The 25117-nt window shown below is 71.5% G+C and carries 29 protein-coding genes; 10 read left to right on the top strand and 19 right to left on the bottom strand.

Annotated elements, in window-relative coordinates; all coding sequences use genetic code 11:
• On the top strand, window positions 1–454 hold a 454-nt coding region (locus PV721_RS23585), incomplete at its 5' end, for a UDP binding domain-containing protein (protein ID WP_319727523.1).
• Window positions 455–573: 119 nt separating this feature from the next.
• Window positions 574–1047 (top strand): hypothetical protein, encoded by a 474-nt coding sequence (locus PV721_RS23580; RefSeq protein WP_319727521.1) that lies wholly within the window; start codon window positions 574–576, stop codon window positions 1045–1047.
• Window positions 1048–1122: 75 nt separating this feature from the next.
• Here the strand turns inward: PV721_RS23580 and PV721_RS23575 are convergent, their stop codons facing one another.
• The 4 genes from PV721_RS23575 to PV721_RS23560 all read right to left on the bottom strand — a co-directional run bounded on the left by PV721_RS23575 (window position 1123) and on the right by PV721_RS23560 (window position 5596).
• Window positions 1123–2247: a GuaB3 family IMP dehydrogenase-related protein gene (locus PV721_RS23575; protein ID WP_319727520.1), complete on the bottom strand. Its 1125-nt coding sequence runs from the start codon at window positions 2245–2247 to the stop codon at window positions 1123–1125.
• Window positions 2248–2392: 145 nt separating this feature from the next.
• Window positions 2393–3892: an IMP dehydrogenase gene (guaB, locus tag PV721_RS23570; protein ID WP_319727518.1), complete on the bottom strand. Its 1500-nt coding sequence runs from the start codon at window positions 3890–3892 to the stop codon at window positions 2393–2395.
• A gap of 114 nt (window positions 3893–4006) precedes the next feature.
• Window positions 4007–4636 carry a sigma-70 family RNA polymerase sigma factor gene (locus PV721_RS23565; protein WP_030389108.1) on the bottom strand — a complete coding sequence of 210 codons (630 nt, stop codon included), beginning with the start codon at window positions 4634–4636 and terminating at the stop codon, window positions 4007–4009.
• 348 nt (window positions 4637–4984) lie between these two features.
• On the bottom strand, window positions 4985–5596 hold the full coding sequence (locus PV721_RS23560; RefSeq protein ID WP_003948568.1) for a response regulator transcription factor: 612 nt from the start codon (window positions 5594–5596) through the stop codon (window positions 4985–4987).
• A 390-nt stretch (window positions 5597–5986) separates the two neighbouring features.
• Between PV721_RS23560 and PV721_RS23555 the strand changes: the two genes are divergently transcribed.
• Window positions 5987–6313 carry a WhiB family transcriptional regulator gene (locus tag PV721_RS23555; RefSeq protein WP_030710411.1) on the top strand — a complete coding sequence of 109 codons (327 nt, stop codon included), beginning with the start codon at window positions 5987–5989 and terminating at the stop codon, window positions 6311–6313.
• 139 nt (window positions 6314–6452) lie between these two features.
• Here the strand turns inward: PV721_RS23555 and PV721_RS23550 are convergent, their stop codons facing one another.
• Window positions 6453–7352, bottom strand: coding sequence for a LysR family transcriptional regulator (locus PV721_RS23550; RefSeq protein WP_319727516.1), 900 nt, complete (start codon window positions 7350–7352; stop codon window positions 6453–6455).
• Between the two features lie 93 nt (window positions 7353–7445).
• On the opposite strand from PV721_RS23550, the gene PV721_RS23545 reads away from it, so the two are divergent.
• The 3 genes from PV721_RS23545 to PV721_RS23535 all read left to right on the top strand — a co-directional run bounded on the left by PV721_RS23545 (window position 7446) and on the right by PV721_RS23535 (window position 9743).
• Complete coding sequence (locus PV721_RS23545) at window positions 7446–8132, top strand: MOSC domain-containing protein (protein WP_319727527.1); 687 nt, start codon at window positions 7446–7448, stop codon at window positions 8130–8132.
• A 31-nt stretch (window positions 8133–8163) separates the two neighbouring features.
• On the top strand, window positions 8164–8937 hold the full coding sequence (locus PV721_RS23540) for an SDR family oxidoreductase (protein ID WP_319727514.1): 774 nt from the start codon (window positions 8164–8166) through the stop codon (window positions 8935–8937).
• A 95-nt stretch (window positions 8938–9032) separates the two neighbouring features.
• A complete protein-coding gene (locus PV721_RS23535; RefSeq protein WP_319727512.1) occupies window positions 9033–9743 on the top strand; it encodes an ester cyclase in 711 nt (236 codons plus the stop codon).
• 73 nt (window positions 9744–9816) lie between these two features.
• On the opposite strand, the gene groL is transcribed toward PV721_RS23535, so the two are convergent.
• Together groL and groES are read right to left on the bottom strand one after the other, a co-directional pair.
• On the bottom strand, window positions 9817–11445 hold the full coding sequence (groL, locus tag PV721_RS23530; protein WP_319727510.1) for a chaperonin GroEL: 1629 nt from the start codon (window positions 11443–11445) through the stop codon (window positions 9817–9819).
• A gap of 112 nt (window positions 11446–11557) precedes the next feature.
• Window positions 11558–11866 (bottom strand): co-chaperone GroES, encoded by a 309-nt coding sequence (gene groES / locus PV721_RS23525; RefSeq protein ID WP_030011064.1) that lies wholly within the window; start codon window positions 11864–11866, stop codon window positions 11558–11560.
• A gap of 257 nt (window positions 11867–12123) precedes the next feature.
• Between groES and PV721_RS23520 the strand changes: the two genes are divergently transcribed.
• Window positions 12124–12612: a hypothetical protein gene (locus PV721_RS23520; RefSeq protein WP_319727508.1), complete on the top strand. Its 489-nt coding sequence runs from the start codon at window positions 12124–12126 to the stop codon at window positions 12610–12612.
• Between the two features lie 275 nt (window positions 12613–12887).
• Window positions 12888–14306 (top strand): FtsW/RodA/SpoVE family cell cycle protein, encoded by a 1419-nt coding sequence (locus PV721_RS23515; RefSeq protein ID WP_319727507.1) that lies wholly within the window; start codon window positions 12888–12890, stop codon window positions 14304–14306.
• On the opposite strand, the gene PV721_RS23510 is transcribed toward PV721_RS23515, so the two are convergent.
• Window positions 14297–15196: a polysaccharide deacetylase family protein gene (locus PV721_RS23510; protein ID WP_319727505.1), complete on the bottom strand. Its 900-nt coding sequence runs from the start codon at window positions 15194–15196 to the stop codon at window positions 14297–14299. The genes PV721_RS23515 and PV721_RS23510 overlap by 10 nt on opposite strands.
• Window positions 15193–16062 carry a polysaccharide deacetylase family protein gene (locus tag PV721_RS23505; RefSeq protein ID WP_319727503.1) on the bottom strand — a complete coding sequence of 290 codons (870 nt, stop codon included), beginning with the start codon at window positions 16060–16062 and terminating at the stop codon, window positions 15193–15195. The genes PV721_RS23510 and PV721_RS23505 overlap by 4 nt, the downstream gene beginning before the upstream one ends.
• Window positions 16063–16257: 195 nt before the next feature.
• Here PV721_RS23505 and PV721_RS23500 point away from each other — a divergent pair, with 195 nt between their 5' ends.
• Window positions 16258–17439 carry a THUMP-like domain-containing protein gene (locus tag PV721_RS23500; RefSeq protein ID WP_416371162.1) on the top strand — a complete coding sequence of 394 codons (1182 nt, stop codon included), beginning with the start codon at window positions 16258–16260 and terminating at the stop codon, window positions 17437–17439.
• Between the two features lie 19 nt (window positions 17440–17458).
• On the opposite strand, the gene PV721_RS23495 is transcribed toward PV721_RS23500, so the two are convergent.
• The 5 genes from PV721_RS23495 to tsaB are packed head-to-tail and all read right to left on the bottom strand — an operon-like array spanning window position 17459 to window position 20686.
• Window positions 17459–18082, bottom strand: a complete 624-nt coding sequence (locus PV721_RS23495; protein WP_319727501.1) for a hypothetical protein — start codon at window positions 18080–18082, stop codon at window positions 17459–17461.
• A 52-nt stretch (window positions 18083–18134) separates the two neighbouring features.
• A complete protein-coding gene (locus PV721_RS23490) occupies window positions 18135–18407 on the bottom strand; it encodes a hypothetical protein (RefSeq protein WP_319727499.1) in 273 nt (90 codons plus the stop codon).
• A complete protein-coding gene (tsaD, locus tag PV721_RS23485; protein ID WP_319727496.1) occupies window positions 18404–19522 on the bottom strand; it encodes a tRNA (adenosine(37)-N6)-threonylcarbamoyltransferase complex transferase subunit TsaD in 1119 nt (372 codons plus the stop codon). The genes PV721_RS23490 and tsaD overlap by 4 nt, the downstream gene beginning before the upstream one ends.
• On the bottom strand, window positions 19515–19994 hold the full coding sequence (gene rimI, locus PV721_RS23480; protein WP_319727525.1) for a ribosomal protein S18-alanine N-acetyltransferase: 480 nt from the start codon (window positions 19992–19994) through the stop codon (window positions 19515–19517). The genes tsaD and rimI overlap by 8 nt, the downstream gene beginning before the upstream one ends.
• A 29-nt stretch (window positions 19995–20023) precedes the next feature.
• Window positions 20024–20686 carry a tRNA (adenosine(37)-N6)-threonylcarbamoyltransferase complex dimerization subunit type 1 TsaB gene (gene tsaB / locus PV721_RS23475; RefSeq protein WP_319727493.1) on the bottom strand — a complete coding sequence of 221 codons (663 nt, stop codon included), beginning with the start codon at window positions 20684–20686 and terminating at the stop codon, window positions 20024–20026.
• Window positions 20687–20853: 167 nt separating this feature from the next.
• Here tsaB and PV721_RS23470 point away from each other — a divergent pair, with 167 nt between their 5' ends.
• Entirely contained in the window at window positions 20854–21411 is a 558-nt protein-coding gene (locus tag PV721_RS23470) for a hypothetical protein (protein ID WP_319727491.1), read from the top strand.
• 33 nt (window positions 21412–21444) lie between these two features.
• On the opposite strand, the gene PV721_RS23465 is transcribed toward PV721_RS23470, so the two are convergent.
• The 5 genes from PV721_RS23465 to PV721_RS23445 all read right to left on the bottom strand — a co-directional run.
• On the bottom strand, window positions 21445–21624 hold the full coding sequence (locus PV721_RS23465) for a hypothetical protein (RefSeq protein WP_319727490.1): 180 nt from the start codon (window positions 21622–21624) through the stop codon (window positions 21445–21447).
• A 115-nt stretch (window positions 21625–21739) separates the two neighbouring features.
• Window positions 21740–22306 (bottom strand): tRNA (adenosine(37)-N6)-threonylcarbamoyltransferase complex ATPase subunit type 1 TsaE, encoded by a 567-nt coding sequence (tsaE, locus tag PV721_RS23460; RefSeq protein WP_416371161.1) that lies wholly within the window; start codon window positions 22304–22306, stop codon window positions 21740–21742.
• Window positions 22257–23468: an alpha/beta fold hydrolase gene (locus PV721_RS23455; protein WP_416371163.1), complete on the bottom strand. Its 1212-nt coding sequence runs from the start codon at window positions 23466–23468 to the stop codon at window positions 22257–22259. Before PV721_RS23455 ends, tsaE begins: the two co-directional genes overlap by 50 nt.
• Entirely contained in the window at window positions 23465–24601 is a 1137-nt protein-coding gene (gene alr / locus PV721_RS23450) for an alanine racemase (protein WP_319727487.1), read from the bottom strand. The genes PV721_RS23455 and alr overlap by 4 nt, the downstream gene beginning before the upstream one ends.
• A 161-nt stretch (window positions 24602–24762) precedes the next feature.
• Window positions 24763–25117 (bottom strand): ADP-dependent NAD(P)H-hydrate dehydratase (locus PV721_RS23445; RefSeq protein WP_319727485.1); only part of this gene is annotated, 355 nt, incomplete at its 5' end.

Below are 25117 nucleotides of genomic sequence, written 5' to 3'. Positions count from 1 at the left end.
CCCCCACACCACGCGCACCCCCGGCCACCCCCTGCGCATGGTCGGCCTGGCGCAGGAGATCAACAACCGGATGCCGCAGTACGTCATCCAGCGCTCCGCCACCCTGCTGAACGAGCACGGCAAGTCGGCCCGCGGCGCCCGCGTCCTCCTCCTGGGCGTCACCTACAAGCCCGACCTCGCCGACCAGGAGGGCTCCCCGGCCCGCGAGATCGCCAGCCGTCTGCTCGACCTCGGGGCGCTGATCAGCTACCACGACCCGTACATCACGGGCTGGCGGGTCAGGGACCAGCCGGTCCCCCGCGCCGAATCGTTGTACGAGGCCGCCGCCAACGCCGACCTGACGATCCTGCTCCAGCACCACCGCACCTATGACCTGCAAGGTCTTGCCGTGAAGGCCCAGTTGCTGCTGGACACCCGCGGCGCCAGCCCGGTGGGCGCGGCCCACCGCCTGTGACGGCCTGGAAATCCTCCCCGTGAATGTCCGTCGCGGCTGCTAGCCTGCGGCATCACTTATCTCGCACATACGTCCCCCTGGACACGTGTGCCCCGCGCATCCCTGGGGGGGATTTCCCAATGAGCCAGAACTTCACGCCGCCCGCGCCCGACTCCTTCAGCCCGGCGCCCGCCCCGGCCCCGGCCCGCACCGGCAACATCGGTCTCGGCATCGTCGCGGCCGTCGTCGCGGCCCTCGTCGCGGCGGGCGCGTACGGCGGCATCATGAACGCCATCGAGCGCGAGATCGGCTACGCGGCGATCGGCGTCGGCCTCCTCGTCGGCCTCGCCGCCGGCAAGATCGGCGGCCGCAACCCGGTCCTGCCCGCGGTCGCCGCCGCGCTCTCCCTCGGCGCCGTCTACCTCGGCCAGCTCTTCTTCATCGCGCTGGCGATCGCCGACTACGGCAAGGTCGGCGTGGGCGAGGTGCTCAGCGAGATCGGCATCGGCGGCCTGAACGACCTCTGGAAGGAGAGCGCGGACTTCATGTCCTACGTCTTCCTCGGGATCGGCGGCTTCGCCGCCTTCGGCGCCGCCAAGAAGATGGGCGACTGACCGGGCCGCACCGCGTACGCCGGAGGGCCGGCACCCCACACGGGGTGCCGGCCCTCCGGCGTACGGGCGGAGCGGTCAGCGGCTGTGCTGCGAGTCCGCGATCGTCACCTCGACCCGCTGGAACTCCTTGAGCTCGCTGTAGCCGGTGGTGGCCATCGAGCGGCGCAGGGCGCCGAAGATGTTCATCGAGCCGTCCGGGGTGTGCGAGGGACCGGTGAGGATCTCCTCGGTGGTGCCGACGGTGCCCAGGTCGACCTTCTTGCCGCGCGGCACGTCCTCGTGGACGGCCTCCATGCCCCAGTGGTTGCCCTTGCCGGGCGCGTCGGTGGCACGGGCCAGCGGGGAGCCCATCATCACGGCGTCAGCGCCACAGGCGACGGCCTTCGGGATGTCGCCCGACCAGCCCACGCCCCCGTCGGCGATGACGTGCACGTAGCGGCCGCCGGACTCGTCCATGTAGTCGCGGCGGGCCGCGGCCACGTCCGCGACGGCGGTCGCCATGGGGACCTGGATGCCGAGCACGTTGCGCGTGGTGTGCGCGGCGCCGCCGCCGAAGCCGACCAGAACGCCCGCGGCGCCGGTGCGCATCAGGTGCAGGGCCGCCGTGTAGGTGGCGCAGCCGCCCACGATGACCGGGACGTCGAGCTCGTAGATGAACTGCTTGAGGTTCAGCGGTTCGGCGGCGCCCGAGACGTGCTCGGCCGACACGGTGGTGCCGCGGATCACGAAGATGTCCACGCCCGCGTCGACGACCGCCTTGGAGAACTCGGCGGTGCGCTGCGGGGAGAGCGCGGCGGCGGTGACGACGCCCGAGTCGCGCACCTCCTTGATCCGCTGGCGGATCAGGTCGGCCTGGATCGGCGCAGAGTAGATCTCCTGGAGGCGGCGCGTGGCGGCATCCTCGTCCAGCTCGGCGATCTCGTCGAGCAGCGGCTGCGGGTCCTCGTACCGGGTCCACAGGCCTTCGAGGTTCAGCACGCCGAGGCCGCCGAGCTCGCCGATGCGGATCGCGGTCTGCGGGGAGACGACCGAGTCCATGGGGGCGGCCAGGAAGGGGAGCTCGAAGCGGTACGCGTCGATCTGCCAGGCGATCGAGACCTCCTTCGGGTCCCGGGTACGCCGGCTCGGGACGATGGCGATGTCGTCGAACGCATACGCCCTGCGGCCGCGCTTGCCGCGCCCGATCTCGATCTCAGTCACGTGTGGTGGCCTTTCCTCTGGGTCTGCCCGTCCAGTATCCCCGAACCCCGGGGGCCCGCGTTCCGGTGACCGCTGTACGGACGACCGGCCCCCACGCCGAAGGGGCGGGCCCCGGTCATCCGGGCCCGCCCCTCTGCGGCGGCCGCTATCCCTTGCGGGAGTAGTTCGGTGCTTCCACCGTCATCTGGATGTCGTGCGGGTGGCTCTCCTTGAGCCCCGCCGAGGTGATCCGCACGAAGCGGCCCCGGTCCTGCAGCTCGGGGACGGTGCGGCCGCCGACGTAGAACATCGACTGGCGCAGGCCGCCGACGAGCTGGTGCACGACCGCGGACAGCGGGCCGCGGTACGGGACCTGGCCCTCGATGCCCTCGGGGATGAGCTTGTCGTCGCCGCCCACGCCCTCCTGGAAGTAGCGGTCCTTGGAGAAGGAGCGCTGGTCGCCACGGGACTGCATCGCACCGAGCGAGCCCATGCCGCGGTAGGACTTGAACTGCTTGCCGTTGATGAAGAGCAGCTCGCCCGGGGACTCCTCGCAGCCCGCGAGCAGCGAACCGAGCATCACCGTGTCGGCGCCGGCGACCAGGGCCTTGGCGATGTCGCCGGAGTACTGCAGGCCGCCGTCGCCGATGACCGGGACGCCGGCCGCCTTGGCGGCGAGCGAGGCCTCGTAGATCGCGGTGACCTGCGGGACGCCGATGCCGGCGACCACGCGCGTGGTGCAGATGGAACCGGGGCCGACACCGACCTTGATGCCGTCGCAGCCGGCGTCGATGAGCGCCTGGGCGCCGTCGCGGGTGGCGACGTTGCCGCCGATGACGTCGACGGTGGAGTTCGACTTGATCTTGGCGACCATGTCGCCGACCAGCCGGGAGTGGCCGTGGGCGGTGTCGACGACGATGAAGTCGGCGCCCGCCTCGATCAGGGCCTGGGCGCGGTCGTACGCGTCGCCGGCGACGCCGACGGCCGCGCCGACGAGCAGCCGGCCGTCCTTGTCCTTGGCGGCGTTCGGGTACTTCTCGGCCTTGACGAAGTCCTTGACCGTGATGAGGCCCTTGAGGATGCCCGCGTCGTCGACCAGCGGAAGCTTCTCGATCTTGTGGCGGCGCAGCAGCTCCATGGCGTCCACGCCGGAGATGCCGACCTTGCCCGTGACCAGCGGCATCGGGGTCATGACCTCGCGCACCTGGCGGCTGCGGTCCGACTCGAAGGCCATGTCGCGGTTGGTGACGATGCCGAGGAGCTTGCCGGCGGCGTCGGTGACCGGGACGCCGGAGATGCGGAACTTCGCGCAGAGCTGGTCGGCCTCGCCGAGGGTCGCGTCCGGGTGCACCGTGATCGGGTCGGTGACCATGCCGGACTCGGAGCGCTTGACCAGGTCGACCTGGTTGGCCTGGTCGGCGATGGAGAGGTTGCGGTGCAGCACGCCGACGCCGCCCTGGCGGGCCATCGCGATGGCCATCCGGGCCTCGGTGACCTTGTCCATGGCCGCGGACAGCAGGGGAACGTTCACACGGACGTTCCGCGAGATCAGGGAAGAGGTGTCGATCGCATCAGGCGACATGTCCGACGCGCCCGGCAGCAGCAGCACGTCGTCGTAGGTCAGTCCGAGCGTGGCGAATTTGTCGGGCACTCCGTCGGCGGTCATGACACCTTCCCAAATGGTCTTGCTCAGCGCGGATGTCCATGCTAACGGGATACCGACGCGTCTCATTCCACGACCAAGGTCAAGCAGAAGTTTCGTCGCTTCCTACGACAGTTCCTACTGCTCGGCGAGCGCCCGCAGCCGGCTGAGTGCCCGGTGCTGTGCCACGCGCACGGCTCCGGGGGACATTCCGAGCATCTGCCCGGTCTCCTCCGCGGTCAGCCCGACGGCCACCCGCAGGACGAGGAGCTCGCGCTGGTTCTCCGGAAGGTTGGCCAGCAGCTTCTTGGCCCAGGCGGCGTCGCTGCTGAGCAGCGCCCGCTCCTCCGGACCCAGTGAGTCGTCGGGCCGTTCCGGCATCTCGTCGGAGGGCACGGCCGTGCTGCCCGGGTGCCGCATGGCGGCCCGCTGCAGGTCGGCGACCTTGTGCGCGGCGATGGCGAAGACGAAGGCCTCGAAGGGCCGTCCGGTGTCGCGGTAGCGCGGCAGGGCCATCAGGACGGCGACGCAGACCTCCTGCGCCAGGTCCTCCACGAAGTGGCGGGCATCACCCGGGAGCCGCGACAGCCGGGTGCGGCAGTAGCGGATCGCGAGGGGGTGCACGAAGGCGAGCAGGTCGTGCGTGGCCTGTTCGTCACCCTCGACCGCCCGGCGTACGAGCGCGCTGACGCCCCCGGCACTGCCGCCTTTGGCGGCGCCGGTGGGGCCTGTGGCCGCGGGTGACCCCAGGGCCTCGTCGTCGCGCATCAATCCATGGTGCCTTGGCGCCGGAGCATCCGCGGCACCGTGGCCCTTGTTGTGCATCGAAGCGTTATGAGCGGGTGCGCCTGAGCTCGTCATCTGCGCCCTCCCCTCCCGCTCGGCCGAATAGTCTCCGAGAGACTCCACACCCTCAAGGATGCGGCATCGCGCACGAAGCGAGACGTCCCCCGGATTGTGCCCCGCCAATCCCCGGGTGCGCACCGGGTACGGCGGGACAGGGCTACACCGAAAACGAGGGCGGCGCGCCGCCCCGTCCGCCCGTGGCGGACGGGACCGCTCTCGACGGTCCGCGGTCTGCGGCGGACCGGGCCGGGCCCGGCCACGACCAGCGGGTCAGCGGACCAGACCCCAGCGGAATCCGAGTGCCACCGCGTGCGCCCGGTCCGAGGCGCCGAGCTTCTTGAACAGCCTGCGGGCGTGCGTCTTGACCGTGTCCTCGGAGAGGAAGAGCTCGCGCCCGATCTCCGCGTTGGACCGGCCGTGGCTCATGCCCTCCAGCACCTGGATCTCGCGCGCGGTGAGCGTGGGCGCGGCGCCCATCTCGGCCGAGCGGAGCCGGCGCGGGGCCAGTCGCCAGGTCGGGTCGGCGAGGGCCTGGGTGACCGTGGCCCGCAGTTCGGCGCGCGAGGCGTCCTTGTGCAGGTAACCACGGGCGCCGGCGGCGACCGCGAGGGCCACGCCGTCCAGGTCCTCGGCGACCGTCAGCATGATGATGCGGGCACCGGGGTCGGCCGAGAGCAGTCGGCGGACCGTCTCCACGCCGCCGAGCCCCGGCATCCGTACATCCATCAGAATCAGGTCGGAGCGGTCGGCGCCCCAGCGGCGGAGGACTTCCTCGCCGTTGGCCGCCGTCGTCACACGCTCGACGCCGGGCACGGTGGCAACCGCGCGACGGAGCGCCTCTCGGGCAAGCGGGGAGTCGTCGCAGACGAGGACGGATGTCATGACCGCCCTCCGCAGCTGCTGATGCGCGTCACCTTGAGCCTCCAGGCTGGTACGTATCGTCACCTGTGCGGTCGATGCCCCCGGACACCTGTCCGAGAACTTATTGGTTCAACCGCCTTCGCACTCTCAACGATGGTCACTCGAAAGAGTTACGGGTCGGACGGACACCTTCGGCACTCTACGTGAGGAAGCGATCACGGCGGCGACGCCACAAGTCATGCGTCCTCCATCTGGAGCTATGCCCTATTTGGCGGCTTTCCTTCCGTTTGGCACGTGTCTGAGGCTAGATTCCCAATGAGTCATATTTACATCTACTCCGACAGTAGGTGTGGAGACCCTTGGAGACATCGACCGTATCCGCCTCAGTACCGGCACCAACGAGGACTACCAATGGCAGATTTCTCCCGCCTCCCCGGCCCGAACGCCGACCTCTGGGACTGGCAGCTGCTGGCTGCCTGCCGCGGGGTCGACAGCTCCCTCTTCTTCCACCCGGAAGGCGAGCGGGGCGCGGCCAGGAGCGCGCGCGAGGCCTCGGCTAAAGAGGTCTGCATGCGATGCCCGGTCCGCGCGGAATGTGCCGCGCACGCACTCGCCGTCCGCGAGCCCTACGGAGTGTGGGGAGGTCTGACCGAGGACGAACGCGAAGAGCTGATGGGTCGCGCCCGGCACCGTCTGATCCCCGCGTCGAGTGCGATCGGTCCGATCGCTCCGGACTGAGCGTCCGCCGAAACGCCCGAAGGAACGTTTCTTCCGATCACTTTCACATCCGGGCGTGTCGCCGCCGGGCCCGGAATTCACGCGTTCGGCCGTACGCACCCGCTCGAGTGTGTGCGTACGGCCGGTTGCGCGCGGGCCGTCAGCGCGTGGCGGCCCGCTCCAGTTCGGCCAGGGTCGCGGCCACCGCCGGCACCCGGGCCAGGTCGGGCAGGGTCAGCGCCACGACCTCCCGCTCGACGGCCGGCTCCACGACGACCGTGCTCACGCCCTTGGCCCGTACGGACTCCACCGCGAGCTCCGGCAGCACCGCGACGCCCAGCCCCGCGCCGACGAGGCCGACCACCGCCGGGTAGTCGTCGGTGGCGAAGTCGATGCGCGGGGTGAAGCCCACGGCCTCGCACACCTCCACCAGGTGGCGGCGGCAGCGCGGACAGCCCGCGATCCAGGGTTCGTCGGCCAGCTCCCCCATGCCCACGCGCTCCGCCCCGGCCAGCCGGTGCCCCTCCGGGACCAGCCCGACGAGCCGGTCCGTCAGCAGCGGCCGCACGACGAGGTCCTCCCACTCCGCGGCGGAGCCGGCGGCCCCGCCGTAGCGGAAGGCCAGTGCCAGGTCGCAGTCGCCCTCGCGCAGCATCTCCACCGAGCGCGGCGGCTCCGCCTCGACCAGCGAGATCCGGGTGCCCGGGTGCTCGGCGCGCATCGCCGCGAGCGCGGTCGGCACCAGCGTGGAGCTGCCGCTGGGGAAGGACACGAGCCGGACCCGGCCGGCGCGCAGCCCGGCGATGGCCGCGACCTCCTCCTCGGCGGCGGTCAGCCCGGCCAGGATCCCCGCGGCGTGCCGCACCAGGGCCTCACCGGCCTGGGTCAGCCGCATCTCGCGCCCGGTGCGGATGAGCAGCGGCGTGCCGGCCGACTGCTCCAGCGCCTTCATCTGCTGGGAAACGGCGGGCTGGGTGCAGCCGAGCTCGCGGGCGGCGGCGGAGAAGGAACCGGTTCCGGCGACGGCGCGCAGAACGCGGAGATGACGTGCCTCGATCACCCTTCGAGCATAAGGCCTGCTTTGACTGCTGCGTGAATGTCTCCGGGACGCTTTGGGTCCCGCTCGCCGCTAGCGTGTCCTCCCATGGGCACCATGCAACTGATCTCCGTGAACCTCGGCCGCGCCACGGCCGTCGACTGCACCGACGCCGAGGGCGGGGTGACGGGCATCGGCAAGCGCCCCGTCCCCGGCCCGGTCCGCGTCCGGACCCCCGGCTCGAAGGCCACCGGCCTCGGCAGCGGCCTGGAGGGCGACGCCGTCTGCGACCGGCGCCACCACGGCGGCGACCACCAGGCCGTCTACGCGTACGCGCGCGAGGACCTGGACTGGTGGGAGGGCGAGCTGGGCCGCGAGCTGCCCGGCGGGACCTTCGGGGAGAACTTCACCACCTCCGGCATCGACCTGAACACCGCGCGGCTCGGCGACCGCTGGCGGGTCGGCGCGGAGCTCGTCCTCGAAGTGGCCTCGGCCCGCATCCCCTGCCGGACCTTCCAGGGGGTCATGGGCGAGACCGGCTGGGTCAAGCGGTTCACCCAGGTGGTCCGGCCGGGCGCGTACCTGCGGGTGATCCGGGAGGGCACTGTCTCCCCCGGCGACCCGGTCGAGATCATCCACCGGCCGGACCACGACGTGACGGTGGAGCTGTGGTTCCGCGCCTTCACCACCGAGCGCGCGCTGCTGCCGCGCACCCTGGCGGCGGGGGCGGCGATGGAACCGGCGGCCCACGAGCGGGCGCGCCTGTACATGGAGAAGCACGGGGCCGGCGCCGGGGCGCGGTAGCTCCGTCACCCGGGGCGGCTAGGTTGCGCCTATGACGACTGCGTTGATTACGGGATCCACGGCGGGCATCGGCGCCGCCTTCGCCCGGCGGCTCGCCGCCCAGGGGCACAACCTGGTGCTGGTCGCGCGCGACACCAAACGGCTCGGCGAGCAGGCCACCGAGCTGCACGACCGGCACGGGATCGAGGCCGAGGCGCTGGCCGCCGACCTCTCCACCGAGGAGGGGATCGCGGCGGTGGAGCAGCGCCTCGGCGACCGTACGCACCCGGTGGACCTGCTGGTCAACAACGCCGGCTTCGGCAACAAGGGCCGCTATCTCGAGGTCTCCATGGCCGACGAGCTGACCATGCTGAAGGTGCACATCGAGGCGGTCCTGCGGCTGACTTCGGCGGCCACGGAGTCGATGCGCTCGCGCGGCCGCGGCGGCGTGATCAACGTGGCCTCGGTCGCCGCCTTCGTGCCGCGCGGCACGTACGGGGCGAGCAAGGCCTGGGTCGTGCAGTTCACCCAGGGTGCGGCACGGGACCTGGCGGGGTCCGGGGTGCGGCTGATGGCGCTGTGCCCCGGCTTCGTCCGCACGGAGTTCCACCAGCGCGCCGGCATGGGCACGGACAACATCCCCGGCTGGATGTGGCTGGACGCCGACAAGCTGGTGGCGGCGGCCCTGGCCGACCTGGCGCGGGGGAAGACGGTGTCGGTCCCGGACCCGCGGTACAAGGCGCTGATGGGCGTGGTGAAACTGACACCGCGCGGACTGCTGGGCGGGGTGTCCTCGCGTACGGGCCGCAAGTACGGGCCCCAGTAGCGTTCGTGACCCGCCGGTCTTCCCGCCACCGAGCCGCCGAACGGGTGAACCCTCCCTAAAATGGACATGTCCCATCTCCAGCGGGAGGCGACGCGATGACATTCGTACAAGTGATCGATTACGAGACCACGCGGTTCGATGAGATGAACGCGCTCATCGACCGCTGGGCGGAGCAGAGCAGCGGCAGGCGCACCGCCACGCACACGATGATCGGCCAGGACCGCGAGGCCCGGCACCACTACGTGGACATGGTGGAGTTCGCCTCGTACGAGGAGGCGATGAAGAACTCTCAACTCCCCGAGACGGACCGGATGTTCCAGGAAATGGTGGCCCTCTGCGAGGGAATGCCGAAGTTCATGAACCTCGATGTGGTCCGCGACGAGCACCTCAACAAGCAGCTCGTGAACCGGGTGTTCCAGGAAGCCGCCATGGCCGGCGACATGAGCGTCATGGACGAGTGCTTCGCGACGAACTACATCGACCACGACGTCAGCAAGGAGGAGCCCACCGCCATCGGACGCGAAACCATGCGGTCGGACATGGAGGCGTGGCGCGCGGCGTTCGACATGACCTTCGAGCCGACGGCCCAGCTGGCCGAGGGCGACATGGTCACGACGGTGTGGAACTGGCGCGGCACCCACAAGGGGATGTTCATGGGGGTCGCACCGACCGGGAAGACGTACGAGATGTCCGGGACCACCACCTTCCGGTGCCTGGACGGAGAGATCGTCGAGGGGTGGTGGCATTACAACCCCGGAGCACTGCAGCGCCAGATGGGCGGGTCCGGAATGCCCTACGGATCCTGAGGCCCGAGGCCGAACCACGGGGAAGGCCCCGTTCCGCAGCTGCGGAACGGGGCCTTCTCTGCGGGGTGCGCGATCAGTGGCTGTGGCCGTGACCGTGGCCGTGACCGGCGTCGCCCTCGTCCTCCGCCGGCTTCTCGACGACCAGGGTCTCGGTCGTGAGCAGCAGGGAGGCGATGGAGGCGGCGTTCTCCAGCGCGGAACGGGTGACCTTCACCGGGTCGATGACGCCGGCCTTGACCAGGTCGCCGTACTCGCCGGTGGCGGCGTTGAAGCCCTGGCCCTTGTCGAGCTCGGCGACCTTCGAGGTGATGACGTAGCCCTCGAGACCGGCGTTCTCCGCGATCCAGCGCAGCGGCTCGACGGCGGCGCGGCGCACGACCGCGACACCGGTGGCCTCGTCGCCCGACAGGCCGAGGTTGCCCTCGAGGACCTTGACGGCGTGGACGAGCGCGGAGCCACCGCCGGAGACGATGCCCTCCTCGACCGCGGCGCGGGTCGCCGAGATGGCGTCCTCGAGGCGGTGCTTCTTCTCCTTGAGCTCCACCTCGGTGGCGGCGCCGACCTTGATGACGCAGACGCCGCCGGCGAGCTTCGCCAGGCGCTCCTGCAGCTTCTCGCGGTCCCAGTCCGAGTCGGTGGACTCGATCTCGGCCTTGATCTGGTTGACGCGGCCGACGACCTCGTCGGAGCTGCCGCCACCGTCGACGATGGTGGTGTCGTCCTTGGAGATGGTCACGCGGCGGGCGGAGCCCAGTACGTCCAGACCGGCCTGGTCGAGCTTGAGGCCGACCTCCTCGGCGATGACGGTGGCACCGGTGAGGGTGGCCATGTCCTGGAGCATCGCCTTGCGGCGGTCACCGAAGCCGGGGGCCTTGACGGCGACCGCGTTGAAGGTGCCGCGGATCTTGTTGACGACGAGGGTGGAGAGCGCCTCGCCCTCGACGTCCTCGGCGATGATCAGCAGCGGGCGGGAGCCGCCGGCCTGGATGACCTTCTCCAGCAGGGGCAGGAGGTCCTGGATCGAGGAGATCTTGCCCTGGTTGATCAGGATGTACGGGTCGTCGAGGACGGCCTCCATACGCTCCTGGTCGGAGACCATGTACGGGGAGAGGTAGCCCTTGTCGAAGGCCATGCCCTCGGTGAACTCCAGCTCCAGGCCGAAGGTGTTGGACTCCTCGACGGTGATGACACCGTCCTTGCCGACCTTGTCCATCGCCTCGGCGATGAGCTCGCCGACCTGCTGGTCCTGCGCGGAGAGCGCGGCCACGGCGGCGATGTCGGACTTGTCCTCGATCGGGCGGGCGGTCGCGAGGAGCTCCTCGGAGACGGCCTTGACCGCGGCGTCGATGCCCTTCTTCAGGGCGGCCGGGGAGGCGCCCGCGGCGACGTTGCGCAGACCCTCGCGGACCAGCGCCTGGGCCAGCACGGTGGCGGTGGTGGTGCCGTCACCCGCGATGTCGTTGGTCTTGGTCGCCACCTCCTTCACGAGCTGCGCGCCCAGGTTCTCGTACGGGTCGTCCAGCTCGACCTCGCGGGCGATGGTGACACCGTCGTTGGTGATGGTGGGGGCGCCGAACTTCTTGTCGATGACGACGTTGCGGCCCTTGGGGCCGATCGTCACCTTGACCGTGTCGGCAAGCTTGTTGACGCCGCGCTCGAGGGCGCGACGGGCGTCCTCGTCGAACTTCAGGATCTTCGCCATGGGAGCGGTTCAGCCCTCTCGAAAACTCGGGTTTAACGAGCTGCGCCCCTCGCCGCCCGGCAATCAGCGGGGTGACCAGGGGCGCAGCTCAAAGCAGTACTGATGAAGAGAATTACTTCTCGACGATCGCGAGCACGTCGCGAGCCGAGAGGACGAGGTACTCCTCGCCGCTGTACTTCACTTCGGTGCCGCCGTACTTGCTGTAGAGCACGATGTCGCCGACGGTGACGTCCAGCGGGAGACGCTGGCCGTCCTCGAAGCGACCCGGGCCCACCGCGAGGACGACGCCCTCCTGGGGCTTCTCCTTCGCAGTGTCCGGGATGACCAGGCCGGAGGCCGTGGTCTGCTCGGCGTCGAGCGGCTGGACCACAATGCGGTCCTCAAGCGGCTTGATGGCAACCTTGGAGCTGGCGGTCGTCACGATCCGACCTCCCCCTTCGGAGATCCGGGGTTAACTGTCTGAGGTGGCGACCAGGTCGATCCGTCGTCGCGGGTGCCGGATCTGCCTGTCGCTGTGTTGGCACTCACCAGGGGCGAGTGCCAGGTGCGAGACTATTCCGGCGATTAGCACTCGGTCAAGCGGAGTGCCAATTCTCGGCCGTCGGGCGTTGCGCGGACCGGGCCCGGAACTGCGAAAACCAGGACGTACGAACGTTCGGGATCACTACTCTCCACCGCATGACCAGGACAAACTCCGGGGTGCGCTGGCATCACGCCATCCCGATCGCCGTCGGCCTCGCCTTCGGGATCTTCGCGTTCGCGTTGTCCGTGCCGCGGCTGGTGACCCAGCTGACGGGGGTGGAGGGCGGCTTCCGCGCGGAGCGGTGCACGTGGGAGGAGGACTCGGAGGGGGACCCGGAGGCCACCTGCACGGGATCCTTCACCGCCTCTGACGGATCGTTCACGATCCGCGGGATCGAGATCGAGGGCCGCTTCGAGACCCCGCCGAAGGCACCGGTGGCCTCCCTCGTCAGCGGGCCGTCGGCCGACAGGGCCGTGCGGCCGGACCTCCTCACCTCGCTCGCGCCCATGGGCCTGGGCCTGACCGGCTTCGCGTTCCCGGCCTGGGCGCTGACCTCGGCCACCCGCGACGCCCTCGGCCGCCGCCGGCGGCGGCGGGACGGCATCGTGGACGCCACGCCGGCTGGGATCTGCCGGCCTTCGTGAAGCAGGTGAAGACCCTGTCCCGGAGGGAAGGCGCACTTCACGACCCTTCCCGTCGAAGGCTCCGGAAGGAACCATGGGGAGGACATCAACGTCGTAGATGATATGAAGATAAAGCGCCTCATTGCCGAGCAGATCGGACCCAAGGCTTCCCCCGGCCCTGGCGCAGCGTCCTCACCCGCGTCACCCCCGCCGTCGGCGGAGACGGCACCCCCGTCGTCACCGCCGCCGCCCTCACCGCCCTCCCCGTCCGCCCCCAAGGACGGTGGCGGCATCCCGTGCGTGGACTGAAACCCCTGACCACGGCCGGCGCCCGCCGCCGCACGGAGGCGCTGCTCCTGGCCTTCGTCATCGCCATCGCCGTCTTCGGCCACGCCGCCGCGGGCATCGCCATGAACGCCGAGCTGCCGCCCGACCTCGCCGGCTTCACCATCAGCATGACCCTGCTGTCACTGGTCGGGCACTTGGGCGTGCGCCGTTTCGCGGCCTACGCGGACCCGCTGGTCCTCCCCCTCGCGATGCTGCTGACGGGGCTCGGGCTGGTGCTGCTGCACCGCCTCGACCAGGGCTACATCGAGCGCTACAACTCGGACGCGAACGCCCCCGGGCAGCTGATGTGGACGGTGGTCGGGGTCGCCGCCTGCCTCCTGGTGCTGGCGCTGCTGCGCGACCACCGGCTGCTGCAGCGGTTCATCTACATCACGATGGCCGTCGCGCTGGTGCTGCTGATCGCGCCGGCCTTCTTCGGCGCGGACACCTACGGCGCGAAGCGCTGGATCAAACTCTTCGGCTTCTCGCTGCAGCCCGGCGAGTTCGTGAAGATCATGATCGCGGTCTTCTTCGCCGGGTACCTGGTCATCCACCGGGACTCGCTGGCGCTCACGGGCCGCAGGTTCCTGGGCATGCGGCTGCCGCCGATGCGCCAGCTCGGGCCGATCGTCACGGTGTGGATCGTCTCGATGCTGGTGCTGGTCTTCGAGCGCGACCTGGGCACCTCGCTGATCTTCTTCGGCGTCTTCGTGGTGATGCTGTACGTCGCCACCGAGCGCACCGGCTGGATCGTCTGCGGCCTGGTCATGGCCTCGGCCGGCGCCTTCGTCGTCGGTTCGACGGAGCCGCACGTCAAGGCGCGCGTGGCGGCGTGGCTCAACCCGCTGTCGTACTACTGGGAGAACCGGCCGCCGGGGGTCACCTCGGACCAGTCGGCGCAGGCGCTGTTCAGCTTCGGCACGGGAGGCGTCTCCGGCACGGGCCTGGGCATGGGCCATCCCGAGCTGATCGCGTTCGCCGGGCGCAGCGACTTCATCCTGACCACGGTGGGGGAGGAGCTCGGCCTGGCCGGGGTCATGGCCGTCCTGATCCTCTACGCGCTCCTCGTGCAGCGGGGGCTGCGGATGGCGCTCGGCGCCCGCGACCCCTTCGGCAAGCTGCTGGCGGTCGGCCTGGCCTCGGCGCTGGCCCTGCAGGTCTTCGTGGTCGCGGGCGGCGTGACGGGCCTGATCCCCCTGACCGGCAAGGCACTGCCCTTCCTGGCCAAGGGCGGCTCGTCGCTGCTGGCCAACTGGATCATGATCGCCCTGCTCCTGCGCATCAGCGACAGCGCGGAACGCCAGCGCGAGGCGGACACCCGCGGTCCGGTGGAAACCACGATCACCCCGGTGGTGCGGGTGGAGAGCGGCGCGCCCGGCTACAGGTAGTCCTCCAGGCGGCCTATGCGGTAGCCCTGCTCCTGGATCCGCTGGAGCATGCGCGTGGTCATCTGGGTCTCCGTCGCGCCCTTGAGCTCCGACGGGCCGCGGAAGTGGGCCAGGATGATGTCGCCCGGGCGGAGGGCGGAGCCGTCGGCGTACTGGAAGTTGTTGATCTGCATCGACACCCGCCACAGGACCAGGGACGAGACACCGCACTCCGAGGCGGCCCGGAGGGTGTCGTCGTTGTAGTTGCCGAAGGGCGGGCGGAAGAGCGGCGGGCGCGTGCCGAAGCGCTTCTCCAGACGCTCCTGCTGGCCGCATATCTCCTTCTTCTGCCCCTCGAAGGGCAGGGTGCGGAGGTTCGGGTGCGTCAGCGTGTGGTTGTTTATCGTGCTCGCGGAGCCGTTGTCGCGGAGCTTCTCGAAGTGCCCGTAGTCCGAGGCGGCCACGCTGTCCGTGAGGAACATGCTGATCGGCAGCTTGAGGTCGGCCGCCATCTTCAGGAACTCGGGGTCCTTCTCCGCGCCGTCGTCGAAGGTCAGGAAGACCGTCTTCTCCCCGGCCGGGACGGGTATTCGGTCCACCACCGGGACCTTGCCGGGGGCCGCCTTCGGTATCTGCGGCTTCTGGGCGGGCTTCGGCGCGAAGGAGAGGGGGGCCGTCAGCCCCCACTTCCTGTACGCCTCGTCAGAGGCGGACCCCGGCGCGGACGGTGTCCCCGACGGAGCGGCGGAACCGGCTCCCGTCGGCTGCTTCGACTCCGGTGTCCCCTGCGTCTCCTGCGTCTTGCGGCCCAGCCGTTCGGTGGGGTCCACGCCGTCCCCGCACCCCGTCAGGGACAGCGCGAGCGCGCCGGCCGCCAGCGTTCCGGCTACCAACCGGCGCGCGTGCTTCACAGATAATCCTCCAGGCGAGCCACGGCGTATCCCTTGTCCGTGACGGTCTTCATGACATGACGGATCATGTCAGGCATCGTGCCCTTCCAGTCCTCCTTGCCCCGGAAGTGCGTGAGGATGATGTCACCGGGGTGCAGGTCCCGGTCCCACTCGCGGTAGTCCATGCGGTTCGTGAACGCCTCGGCGTTCCACAGCGGGACGGCCTTGATGCCGCAGGACTTCGCCGCGCGCAGCGTGTCCTGGTTGTAGTTGCCGTACGGCGGCCGGAAGAGGGTCGGCCGCTTGCCGAACTGCTTCTGGATGGTGTCCTGCTGACCGCAGATCTCCTCGCGCTGCTGCTCGTACGACAGGCCCGGCATGTAGCGGTGGTTGAGCGTGTGGTTGTTGAGCGTCACGCCCGCCGCCTGCATCTGCTTGAAGTACGGGTAGTTGTCCCGCACGACGTAGTCGCTGAGGAAGGCCGTGTACGGGATCTTCAGCTCCTGCATCATCTTCAGGAACTGGGGGTCCTTCTCCGAGCCGTCGTCGATCGTCAGGAAGACGACCTTGTCCTCGGTCGGGACGGTGGTGAAGACGTGGGGGTACTCCTCCTGGTCCTCCACCTCGAAGCCGTCGCGCGTGGTGATCTCGGGCTTCTCCTTCGGCGCGGGCGGAGCGGCGAGCGGAACCTTGCGCAGGCCCCACTTCTTCGCCGCGACGACGCGCGCCTGCTGGGCCGCCTTGGCCTTCTCGGCGGCGCTGAGCGCACCCGCGGCGCCCGCCTCGGCGGCCTTGGCGGCCTTCTCCTTCGCGGCCTTGTCCGGCCCGGAGTCCCCGGATCCGCAGGCCGTTCCGAGGGCGGCGACGAGCAGGGCTGCGACGGCCACCCCGAACCGGCCGCGCGGACCTGCCGCGTACCGGTGACCCTGTTGCGACTTATTTCCCTTTTGTCGTACTAGCTGCATAGCAGCGCATCCTGGCACCCGACACACGGACTCCCCGGAAGACACCGCGAACGCGGTCCCACCTTCCTTCGACTGGCCCACACGGTCCGGATCCGGCCCGTCGCCGACAATGGACCCGTGACCCCCGAAGACTTCGCCGCCCTCCTCACCCCCGAGGGCCGCGCCCTCCTCGACTCGCTCCGCGACTACGACCCCGCCCAGGAGCTGGCCGTGGCCACCCGGCTGCGCCGCGAGCACCCCGCCGGGCTCGTGTCCGCCGCGCTCGGGCAGGCCCGGCTGCGGCAGCGCGCGGTGGCGAAGTTCGGCGCCGTGGACGCCTTCCGGATGTACTTCACGCCCGGCGGCGGCGAGATGGCCACCCGCGCGTCCGTGGCCTCGTACCGGGCGGAGCGGCTCGCGGCCCTCGGCGTGCGCAGCCTCGCCGACCTGTGCTGCGGCATCGGCGGCGACGCCCTCGCCCTGGCCCGGCTCGGCATCCGGGTGCTCGCGGTGGACCGCGACCCGCTGACCGTCGCCGTCGCGCGGGCCAACGCCGAGGCGCTGGGGCTGGCGGACCTGATCGAGGTCCGGGAGGCGGACGTGACCGAGGTGGACACCTCCGGTTACGACGCCGTCTTCATCGACCCGGCCCGGCGCGGGGGGCGCGGCCGGGTCTTCGACCCGGAGTCGTACTCGCCGCCGCTGTCCTGGGCCGTCGCCACCGCCCGTACGGCGAAGTACGCGGCCATCAAGATCGCTCCCGGGATCCCGCACGAAGCCGTGCCCGGGGAGGCCGAGGCCGAGTGGATCTCCGACCACGGTGACGTCAAGGAGGCGGTGCTCTGGTTCGGGACCGCCCCCGGGACCGTGCGCGCCACCCTGCTGCCCGGGCCGCGCGAACTGCGGACCGCCGATCCGCTGCCCGATCCGCCGGCCGGCCCGGTCGGCCGCTGGCTCTACGAGCCCGACGGCGCCGTCATCCGCGCCCACCTGGTCGCCGAGGTCGCCGAGCAGCTGGACGGCCGGCTCATCGACCCGACCATCGCCTACGTCACCGCCGACGAGCTGCGCGCGACCCCGTACGCGACCGCGTACGAGATCACCGACGTGCTGCCCTTCGGCCTGAAGAAGCTGAAGGCCCTGCTGCGCGAGCGCGGGGTCGGCGTCCTGACCGTGAAGAAGCGCGGCTCGGCGATCGAGCCGGAGGAACTGCGCAGGAAGGTCAAACCACAGGGCCCGAACTCGGCGACGGTCTTCCTGACCCGCGTGGCCGGCGCCCCGTCGATGCTGATCGGACGCCCCGCCGGCGGCGACGCCTGAGCGGTGGCGTGCCTCCGGGCTACGCCGTACGGGCCGGGCGGACGGCGCGCAGTGCCCAGCGGTAGTGGGCGGCCGCCTTGGCGGCGCCGAGGAGGGCGGTGATCCACAGGATCATGCCCAGGCCCATGTAGTACGCGACCTCGGCGTACGTCTCCTCGCCCGGGCGGGCCGACACGGCGACGCCGAAGGTCACCCACAGCCCGGCCGCGCCCAGTCCGCAGGAGGTCAGCAGCCAGGTCAGGCTCCGGCCCGGGGCGCGCATCCGGGCGTCGACGGCCGGGTCGCGGCCCGCCTCGCCCCACGCGCACAGCAGCCGCCGCACCTCGCGGTCGCGCCGGGCGCCCCAGGCGAACCAGAAGCCGGCCGGGATCAGCACGCCGGCGCCCACCACGAGGAAGACGAGTCCGAGGACGAAGGAGACCGGGTCGCCCGCCTCGAAGGCCCCCAGGGCCATGCCGACGAAGGACCAGCCGAGGGCGAAGACGGCCGCGACGGCCCAGAGCAGCAGCAACCGCCCGATGCCCAGGCTGCGTCGGCCCAGGTCCTGCAGGAAGCGCGCACGGTCGGCCCGTACCTGGCCCTCGTCGAGCCAGGCGCGCAGGTGCGCGGGCGGCGGCGGAGGCGGCAGGTCACGGCGAGGCATGCACATGACCATAGCCGCAGCCCGGGGCCACGCACGGGCCGGGAGGGCGCCGTCAGCCCCCGTCGACCTCCACCGACTCGAACCGCCAGCGGTGCACCGCCCGCGTGATCAAGTCGGCCGCGGGTTCGGGCAGTTCGGGGAGTTCCGCCGATACCCCTTCGGCCGCCTCCCACCACGTGATCACGAGCACCCGGTCCTGCGGGGCCCGGAACACCTCGCGGCGCACCGGCTCCCGGGCGAGGACCTGGGCCCGGGCCCACTCCAGGAGTTCGTTGCCCCGGCCGTCGGCGGCCCGGGCCTCCCACATCAGCGCGACGGTGCTCATGAGTACAGGTTGTCCTTGCTCAGCTCGTGCACGTGGTCATGGTCGTGAGCGTGCCCGTGGCCGTGCCCGTGGACACCCGGCACGTGCGGGTCCGTCACCGGCAGCGAGGAGTCCGCCGACAGGTCCCAGTCGGAAGGGGCACGGTTCCGCTTGACCATCTCCGCGCCCAGCGCCGCCACCATCGCGCCGTTGTCCGTGCACAGCTTCGGCCGCGGCACCCGCAGGACGATCCCCGCGTCGTCGCACCGCTCCTGCGCGAGCGACCGCAGCCGGGAGTTGGCGGCCACGCCGCCGCCGATCATCAGGTGGTCGACGCCCTCGTCCTTGCACGCCCGGATCGCCTTGCGCGTCAGCACGTCCACCACGGCCTCCTGGAAGGACGCCGCCACGTCGCGCACCGGCACTTCCTCGCCCGCGTTCCGCTTCGCCTCGATCCAGCGGGCGACGGCCGTCTTCAGCCCGGAGAAGGAGAAGTCGTACGCCGCGTCGCGCGGCCCGGTCAGCCCGCGCGGGAAGTTGATCGCCTTCGGGTCGCCCTCGCGCGCGAGCCGGTCGATGACCGGACCGCCGGGGAAGCCCAGCTGCAGCACGCGCGCGATCTTGTCGAAGGCCTCGCCCGCCGCGTCGTCGATGGTCGCGCCGAGCGGCCGTACGTCGGAGGTGATGTCGGGGGCCAGCAGCAGCGAGGAGTGCCCGCCGGACACCAGCAGTGCCATCGTCGGCTCCGGCAGCGGCCCGTGCTCCAGCTGGTCCACGCAGATGTGCGAGGCCAGGTGGTTCACCCCGTAGAGCGGCTTGCCCAGCGCGTACGCGTACGCCTTGGCCGCCGAGGTGCCCACCAGCAGCGCTCCCGCGAGGCCCGGCCCGGCGGTGACCGCGATGCCGTCGAGGTCGCGGGCGCTGACCCCGGCCTCCTTCAGCGCGCGCTCGATGGTGGGGACCATCGCCTCCAGGTGGGCCCGCGAGGCCACCTCGGGCACGACGCCGCCGAAGCGCGCGTGCTCGTCGACGCTCGACGCGATCGCGTCGGCGAGGAGGGTCGTGCCACGGACGATGCCGACACCGGTCTCGTCGCAGGACGTCTCGATTCCGAGGACGAGCGGTTCGTCAGCCATTGCTCTCACTGCTCTCAGTTCGTGCTTGTGCGGGGTCGGTCAGTCGCATGACGAGCGCGTCGACGTTGCCGGGCTGGTAGTAGCCGCGCCGGAAGCCGATGGGCTCGAAGCCGAAGCGCTCGTAGAGCTTCTGGGCGCGGGTGTTGTCCACCCGCACCTCCAGCAGCACCTCGGCGCATTCGAACGCGGTGGCGGCGCGCAGCAGGTCGGTGAGGAGCCGGGCGCCGAGCCCGGTCCCCCACTGGTCGCGTGCGGCCGCGATGGTCTGTACGTCGGCCAGGTCGCCGGCGGCGGCCAGCCCGGCGTAGCCCACGAGCCGGCCGGACGCGTCCTCGGCCACGACGTAGCGGCGGGTGGCGTGCGGGCCGCGGGCGTGGGCGAGTTCGGACCAGAACATCCCGGCGGACCAGGCGTCCTCGGGGAACAGCTCGTGCTCCAGTTCCAGCACGGGCCCGATGTCCCACCAGCGCATCTCGCGCACGGTGTGGGGGGTCGCCGGGGTCACTGAGGGGTGACCACCTTGTAGTTCTTGGGGACCTGCGCGTCGGGCCGGCGCAGGTAGAGCGGGGTCGGGGGCAGGAAGTCGGCCCCCGCCGCCAGCCGTTCCGCGGCCAGCGAGGCAAGCGCGGCGGCGGACTGGTGCTCGGGGCCGCGCGCGTCCGGGAACACCTCGGGGTACAGGAGCGCGCCTTGGCCCACCGCGGGCACCCCCGCGACCTGCTCGGCGATGTCGGCCGGGCGGTCCACGGCGGGCTCTCCGACGCGCGTGCGCCCGTCCTCGTACCGGGCCCAGTAGACCTCCTTGCGCCGTGCGTCGGTGGCGACGGTGAAGGGGCCCTCGATCCCGGCGGCGCCGGCGGCGTACGCGAGGCCGTCGAGCGTGCACAGGCCGTGCACGGGCACGCCCAGCACGGCGGCGAAGGTGGTGGCGGTGACGAGGCCGACGCGCAGTCCGGTGTAGGGGCCGGGGCCGACCCCGACGACGATGCCGGTGAGGGCGTCGAGCTTCACCCCGGCCTCGGCGAGCACCTGGTCCACGGAGGGCAGCAGCAGCTCCCCGTGGCGGCGGGCGTCGACCTGGTTCGACTCGGCGAGGACGGACTCGCCGTCGTGCAGGGCGACGGTGACGGCGGGCGTGGCGGTATCTACAGCGAGCAGGAGCACGCGAACAGCCTACGACTCCGGCGGCCGCGCCCCTTGCGGCCGGTCGGAAAGGAGGGCGGCTGCTACCTTTCGACCGAGGGATCACTGAGGTATCGGTCGAGCCGTCGATCGAGGTGTCGGTCGAGGTGTCGGCCGGCGTACCGGTCAGCGCGGAGAGGTGGAGCAAGGTGGCACGCAGCAGCTCGGGAATCGTGGCCGGGCTCACCGTCGCGGCGGTGGCCGCCGTCGGTTTCCTCGGCTACCAGGCCTCCGCCACGGCGCCGCCGCGCCCCCCGAAGGCGGCCGCGCAGAACTCGGGCCCCGCCCCGAGCCAGCCCGCCGCCAAGCAGGACCCGGCGAAGCCGGTGCCCGTCCCGGAGGGCTCCGGCACGGGCACGCGCGTCGTGTACTCGGTGGGCCAGAAGCGGGTGTGGCTGGTGGGCGACGCCGCGCAGGAGCCGAAGTCGTTCACGGTGATGCCGAGCACGGTGCACCCGAAGGCGGGCACCTACCTCGTCGGTTCGCGCTCGGGCTCGGTCACCGGCTCGGACGGCGTGCCGATCGAGCACGTCGTGCGGTTCGCCACCGCCGAGGGTGTGGCGGTCGGCTTCAGCGCCCGTCTGGACGGCGCGACGCCGGCGCCCGACGCGGCCAAGAAGACCGGCGGGATCCGCATGACGCGCGCCGACGGCGACGCGATGTGGGCCTTCGCGACGATCAACTCGAAGGTCGTCGTCGTTCCCTGACCGCACCGCCCTCGCTTCACCCGTACGTGCGACTCAGGCCGCTTCGGATTCCGGAGCGGCCTCTTCACGTGCGCCGTCCTCGGGGCCGCCCGGTACGCCTTCGCGCGCGGGCGGCGTCGAGACGGCGGTGGCGGCCACTCCGGCGGCGAGCAGCGTCCGCATGGAGACGACGGACGGGCGGGGATCGCGCTGTGCTCCTGCTGGTGCCGACATGGCTGCCTCCTGGACCCCGGACGCCGAACTTAGGCATACCTAAGAAACTCTCGGTACCATGTCACCACGAGGGCCGCCACCAGCGCAATATCTTGCCGACGAGTTGTCGGTACGCTTACTCCGAGAGGGCACCGGCCAGGGAGTCCAGCCCGGCCCCTGCGGTCCAGCGCGCCCCGACCCCGCGCACCGAGACCTCGCGCACGTCGTCCAGCACCTCCTCGTGGCCGACCGCGCGCGCGATCACCACGTGCAGGCGGTCGTCGGAAAGCTCCTCCACCTTGCCGTCGCCCCACTCCACGACGACCACGGACTCGGGCAGCGAGACGTCGAGGTCCAGGTCCTCCATCTCGTCCAGCCCGCCGCCCAGGCGGTACGCGTCCACGTGCACCAGCGCGGGCCCGCCGGTCAGCGAGGGGTGGACGCGGGCGATCACGAAGGTCGGCGAGGTCACGGCCCCGCGCACGCCCAGGCCCTCGCCCAGGCCGCGGGTCAGCGTGGTCTTGCCCGCTCCCAGCTCACCCGTCAGCAGGACGAGGTCGCCGGGACGCAGCAGGACGGCGATCCTGCGGCCCAACTCCTGCATGTCGTCCGGCGAACCGACGGTGATCCGGGTCTCTGTGCTGTCCTCGGCCTCAGGTGCCGGTGCCTGGCTGCGCTGGGCTTCCAGCGGTACTTCTTCCATGCGTGCCAACGTTAGTCGGTGTGGGGAGCGGGACCGCGCCGGTCTGCGCCAGCAGCCCGGTGAGCAGCCGCGTCACGGTCTCCGGGCGCTCCAGCATCATCAGGTGTCCGGTGGACTCCAGGACCACGAGGTCGGCGCCGGGCAGCGCCTCCTTGATGGCCACGCTGTGCCCGGGCGGGGTGATCATGTCCTTGTCGCCGGCGATGACGGTGACCGGGATGTCGGCGAACAGCCTGAGCGCGGACGTCTTGTCGTGGGTCTGGAAGGCCGGGTAGAACTCGGCGACCACGTCGATCGGGGTGGCCTCGATGAGCCGCTCCGCGAAGCGCGTGACGCCCGGGTCCACGTCACGGGAGCCGAACGAATACATCTTGATCATGCCGGCGAGCAGGTCGGCGGTGGCCCGGCGGCCCTTCTCGACCAGCTCCACCTGCGAGCCGAGCGCCTTGAGCACGCCCGGCAGGATCCGGCGCACGGCGCCCACCCCGACGGACGGCAGCCCGTACGTCACCTCGTCGAGACGGCCGCTGGAGGTCCCGACCAGGGCCACGCCGACCACGCGCTCGCGCACGGTCTCGGGGAACTGCTCGGCAAATCCCATGATGGTCATTCCGCCCATCGAGTGACCCACGAGGATCAGCGGTCCCTCGGGCGCGGCGGCGTCGATGACGGCCTTCAGGTCGCGCCCGAGCTGCTCCATGGTCAGCGGCTCGCCGTCCGCCTGGGCGAGGCCGCGCGCGCTGCGGCCGTGGCTGCGCTGGTCCCAGTAGACCGCCCGGACCATTCCGCGCAGGGCGGCGCGCTGGAAGTGCCAGGAGTCCTGGCTGAGGCAGTAGCCGTGGCAGAAGACGACCGTGGCCGGCGGTGCGGCCTTTCGGCGCAGCCGGCGCCGCTTGCCCTCCTCGGGCAGCTCTTCGACCTCGTAGTAGAGCTCGGTGGCGTCCTCGGCCCGGCAGGTCCCCTCGGTGCCGCGCAGGGCGCCGTAGTCCCCGGCGGCGTCGAGTGCCAGGCGCGCCTTCCTGCGCATGCCGCGCCCGACGGTGATCCGTTCGACCGCGACACCGGCCGCCGCGCCCGCGGCTATCACGCCGATGGCGGCGCCGGCCCAGCCGGCCTTGCGCCAGTTCTCGCTCACGCCGCCGCCCTCACTCCGCTCGCTCAGCCGCCCAGGTACACCCGGGGCACACGTCCACCGATACGGGTGACGATCTCATACGCGATCGTGTGCGCCGCTCGTGCCCAGTCCTCGGCGGTGGGTTCACCGCGTTCCGCGTCCCCGAAGATGACGGCTTCGTCGCCGACGCGGGCGTGGTCCGCACCCAAGTCGACCACGAACTGGTCCATGGCGACGCGCCCGGCGACCTGGCGGATCCGGCCGGCGACGAGCACCGGGCCGCGCCCGGAGGCGTTGCGCGGGATGCCGTCGGCGTAGCCGGCCGGGATCAGCGCGAGGTTCGTCTCGGCCTCGGTGACGTAGTGGTGGCCGTAGCTGACGCCGTGCCCGGCGGGGACGGTCTTGACCAGCGCGAGGGAGGCCTTGAGGGTCATCGCGGGCCGCAGGCCCAGCTGGGCCGGGGTGCCGAGTTCGGGCGCGGGCGAGACCCCGTAGACGGCGATTCCGCAGCGCACCAGGTCGAAGTGGGACTCGGGCAGCGTGAGGGTGGCCGGCGAGTTGGCGATGTGCCGGACCTCGGGCTCGACGCCCTCCTTCTCGGCGTACGCCAGCATGTCGCGGAAGGCGGCGAGCTGGAGCTGGACGGAGGGGTGGCCGGGCTCGTCCGCGCAGGCGAAGTGCGACCAGACCCCGGTGACCCGGATGATCCCCTCGGCCTGGGCGGCGACGGCCGCCCCGACCAGCGCCTCCCAGTCGGCGGGCTGGCAGCCGTTGCGGCCGAGGCCGGTGTCGGCCTTGAGCTGGATCCGCGCGGTCCGGCCCGCGGCGCGGGCGGCCTCGCACACCTCGCCGAGGGCCCACATACCGCTGACGGACACGTCGATGTCGGCCTCGACGGCCTCCCGCCAGGGCCCGCCGGGGGTCCAGAGCCAGCACATGATCCGCCCTTCGATCCCGGCGGCGCGCAGCGCGAGCGCCTCTTCGGGGGTGGCGGTCCCGAGCCAGGTGGCACCGGCCTCCTGGGCGGCCCTGGCGCAGGCCAGGGCTCCGTGCCCGTAGGCATTCGATTTGACCACGGCCATCAACTCGGCCCGGGGCGCCCGCTCGCGCAGTGCGCGCACGTTCTCCCGTACGGCGTCAAGATCGATCTCGGCGTACACGCGCGTCGGTGTCTCGTTCATCGCCCCCAGTCTCTCAGAACCCCCACCGTGCGCCGCCTGTCAGCCCCGCCGGTGATCGAGGCGCGTGGTCCGCTGCGCGGCGCCTCCTCCCCGCCCCGCCCCTTCACCGTTTCCCGGGCTCTGCCCCGACCCGGTCCTCGAACGCCGGACGGGCTGAAGATTCAGCCCCGGGGTGAGCGGGTTGCGTTGCGCCAGGCGGGTGGGAGGGCCTCGGCCAGTTGGTGGGCCAGGAGGGGGCCGCCGGCGAGCCTGGCCGCCAGGCCGTGGAGGTACGCCGCCACCGAACCGGCGTCCGCGCCGGACAGCCCGCCCGCCAGGAGCGACCCGGCCAGCCCGGACAGCACGTCCCCGCTCCCCGCCGTGGCCAGCCACGAACTCCCCGTCGGATTCACCCGGACGGCGCAGCCGCCGGAGGCGACCAGCGTCGTCGACCCCTTCAGCAGCACCGCCGCCCCGTACCCGGCCGCCAGCTTCCGCACCGCCCCCAGCCGCCCCGCCTCCACCGACTCCCGCGAC

This window comes from Streptomyces sp. MB09-01 (genome assembly GCF_033794505.1).
In the GTDB taxonomy this organism is placed as follows: domain Bacteria; phylum Actinomycetota; class Actinomycetes; order Streptomycetales; family Streptomycetaceae; genus Streptomyces.
Note: the sequence above shows the minus strand (reverse complement) of the source record. Positions and strands in the feature narration are given on the sequence as shown.

Bases quoted from the DNA above. Each gene is read 5' to 3' on its own strand.
- PV721_RS23580 (WP_319727521.1), top strand. From the start codon at position 574: ATGAGCCAGAACTTCACGCCGCCCGCGCCCGACTCCTTCAGCCCGGCG.
- guaB (WP_319727518.1), bottom strand. From the start codon at position 3,892: ATGACCGCCGACGGAGTGCCCGACAAATTCGCCACGCTCGGACTGACC.
- PV721_RS23565 (WP_030389108.1), bottom strand. From the start codon at position 4,636: ATGCGCGACGACGAGGCCCTGGGGTCACCCGCGGCCACAGGCCCCACC.
- PV721_RS23560 (WP_003948568.1), bottom strand. From the start codon at position 5,596: ATGACATCCGTCCTCGTCTGCGACGACTCCCCGCTTGCCCGAGAGGCG.
- PV721_RS23555 (WP_030710411.1), top strand. From the start codon at position 5,987: ATGGCAGATTTCTCCCGCCTCCCCGGCCCGAACGCCGACCTCTGGGAC.
- PV721_RS23545 (WP_319727527.1), top strand. From the start codon at position 7,446: ATGCAACTGATCTCCGTGAACCTCGGCCGCGCCACGGCCGTCGACTGC.
- PV721_RS23540 (WP_319727514.1), top strand. From the start codon at position 8,164: ATGACGACTGCGTTGATTACGGGATCCACGGCGGGCATCGGCGCCGCC.
- PV721_RS23535 (WP_319727512.1), top strand. From the start codon at position 9,033: ATGACATTCGTACAAGTGATCGATTACGAGACCACGCGGTTCGATGAG.
- groL (WP_319727510.1), bottom strand. From the start codon at position 11,445: ATGGCGAAGATCCTGAAGTTCGACGAGGACGCCCGTCGCGCCCTCGAG.
- PV721_RS23520 (WP_319727508.1), top strand. From the start codon at position 12,124: ATGACCAGGACAAACTCCGGGGTGCGCTGGCATCACGCCATCCCGATC.
- PV721_RS23495 (WP_319727501.1), bottom strand. From the start codon at position 18,082: ATGCCTCGCCGTGACCTGCCGCCTCCGCCGCCGCCCGCGCACCTGCGC.
- PV721_RS23490 (WP_319727499.1), bottom strand. From the start codon at position 18,407: ATGAGCACCGTCGCGCTGATGTGGGAGGCCCGGGCCGCCGACGGCCGG.
- tsaD (WP_319727496.1), bottom strand. From the start codon at position 19,522: ATGGCTGACGAACCGCTCGTCCTCGGAATCGAGACGTCCTGCGACGAG.
- rimI (WP_319727525.1), bottom strand. From the start codon at position 19,994: ATGCGCTGGTGGGACATCGGGCCCGTGCTGGAACTGGAGCACGAGCTG.
- PV721_RS23465 (WP_319727490.1), bottom strand. From the start codon at position 21,624: ATGTCGGCACCAGCAGGAGCACAGCGCGATCCCCGCCCGTCCGTCGTC.
- tsaE (WP_416371161.1), bottom strand. From the start codon at position 22,306: ATGGAAGAAGTACCGCTGGAAGCCCAGCGCAGCCAGGCACCGGCACCT.
- alr (WP_319727487.1), bottom strand. From the start codon at position 24,601: ATGAACGAGACACCGACGCGCGTGTACGCCGAGATCGATCTTGACGCC.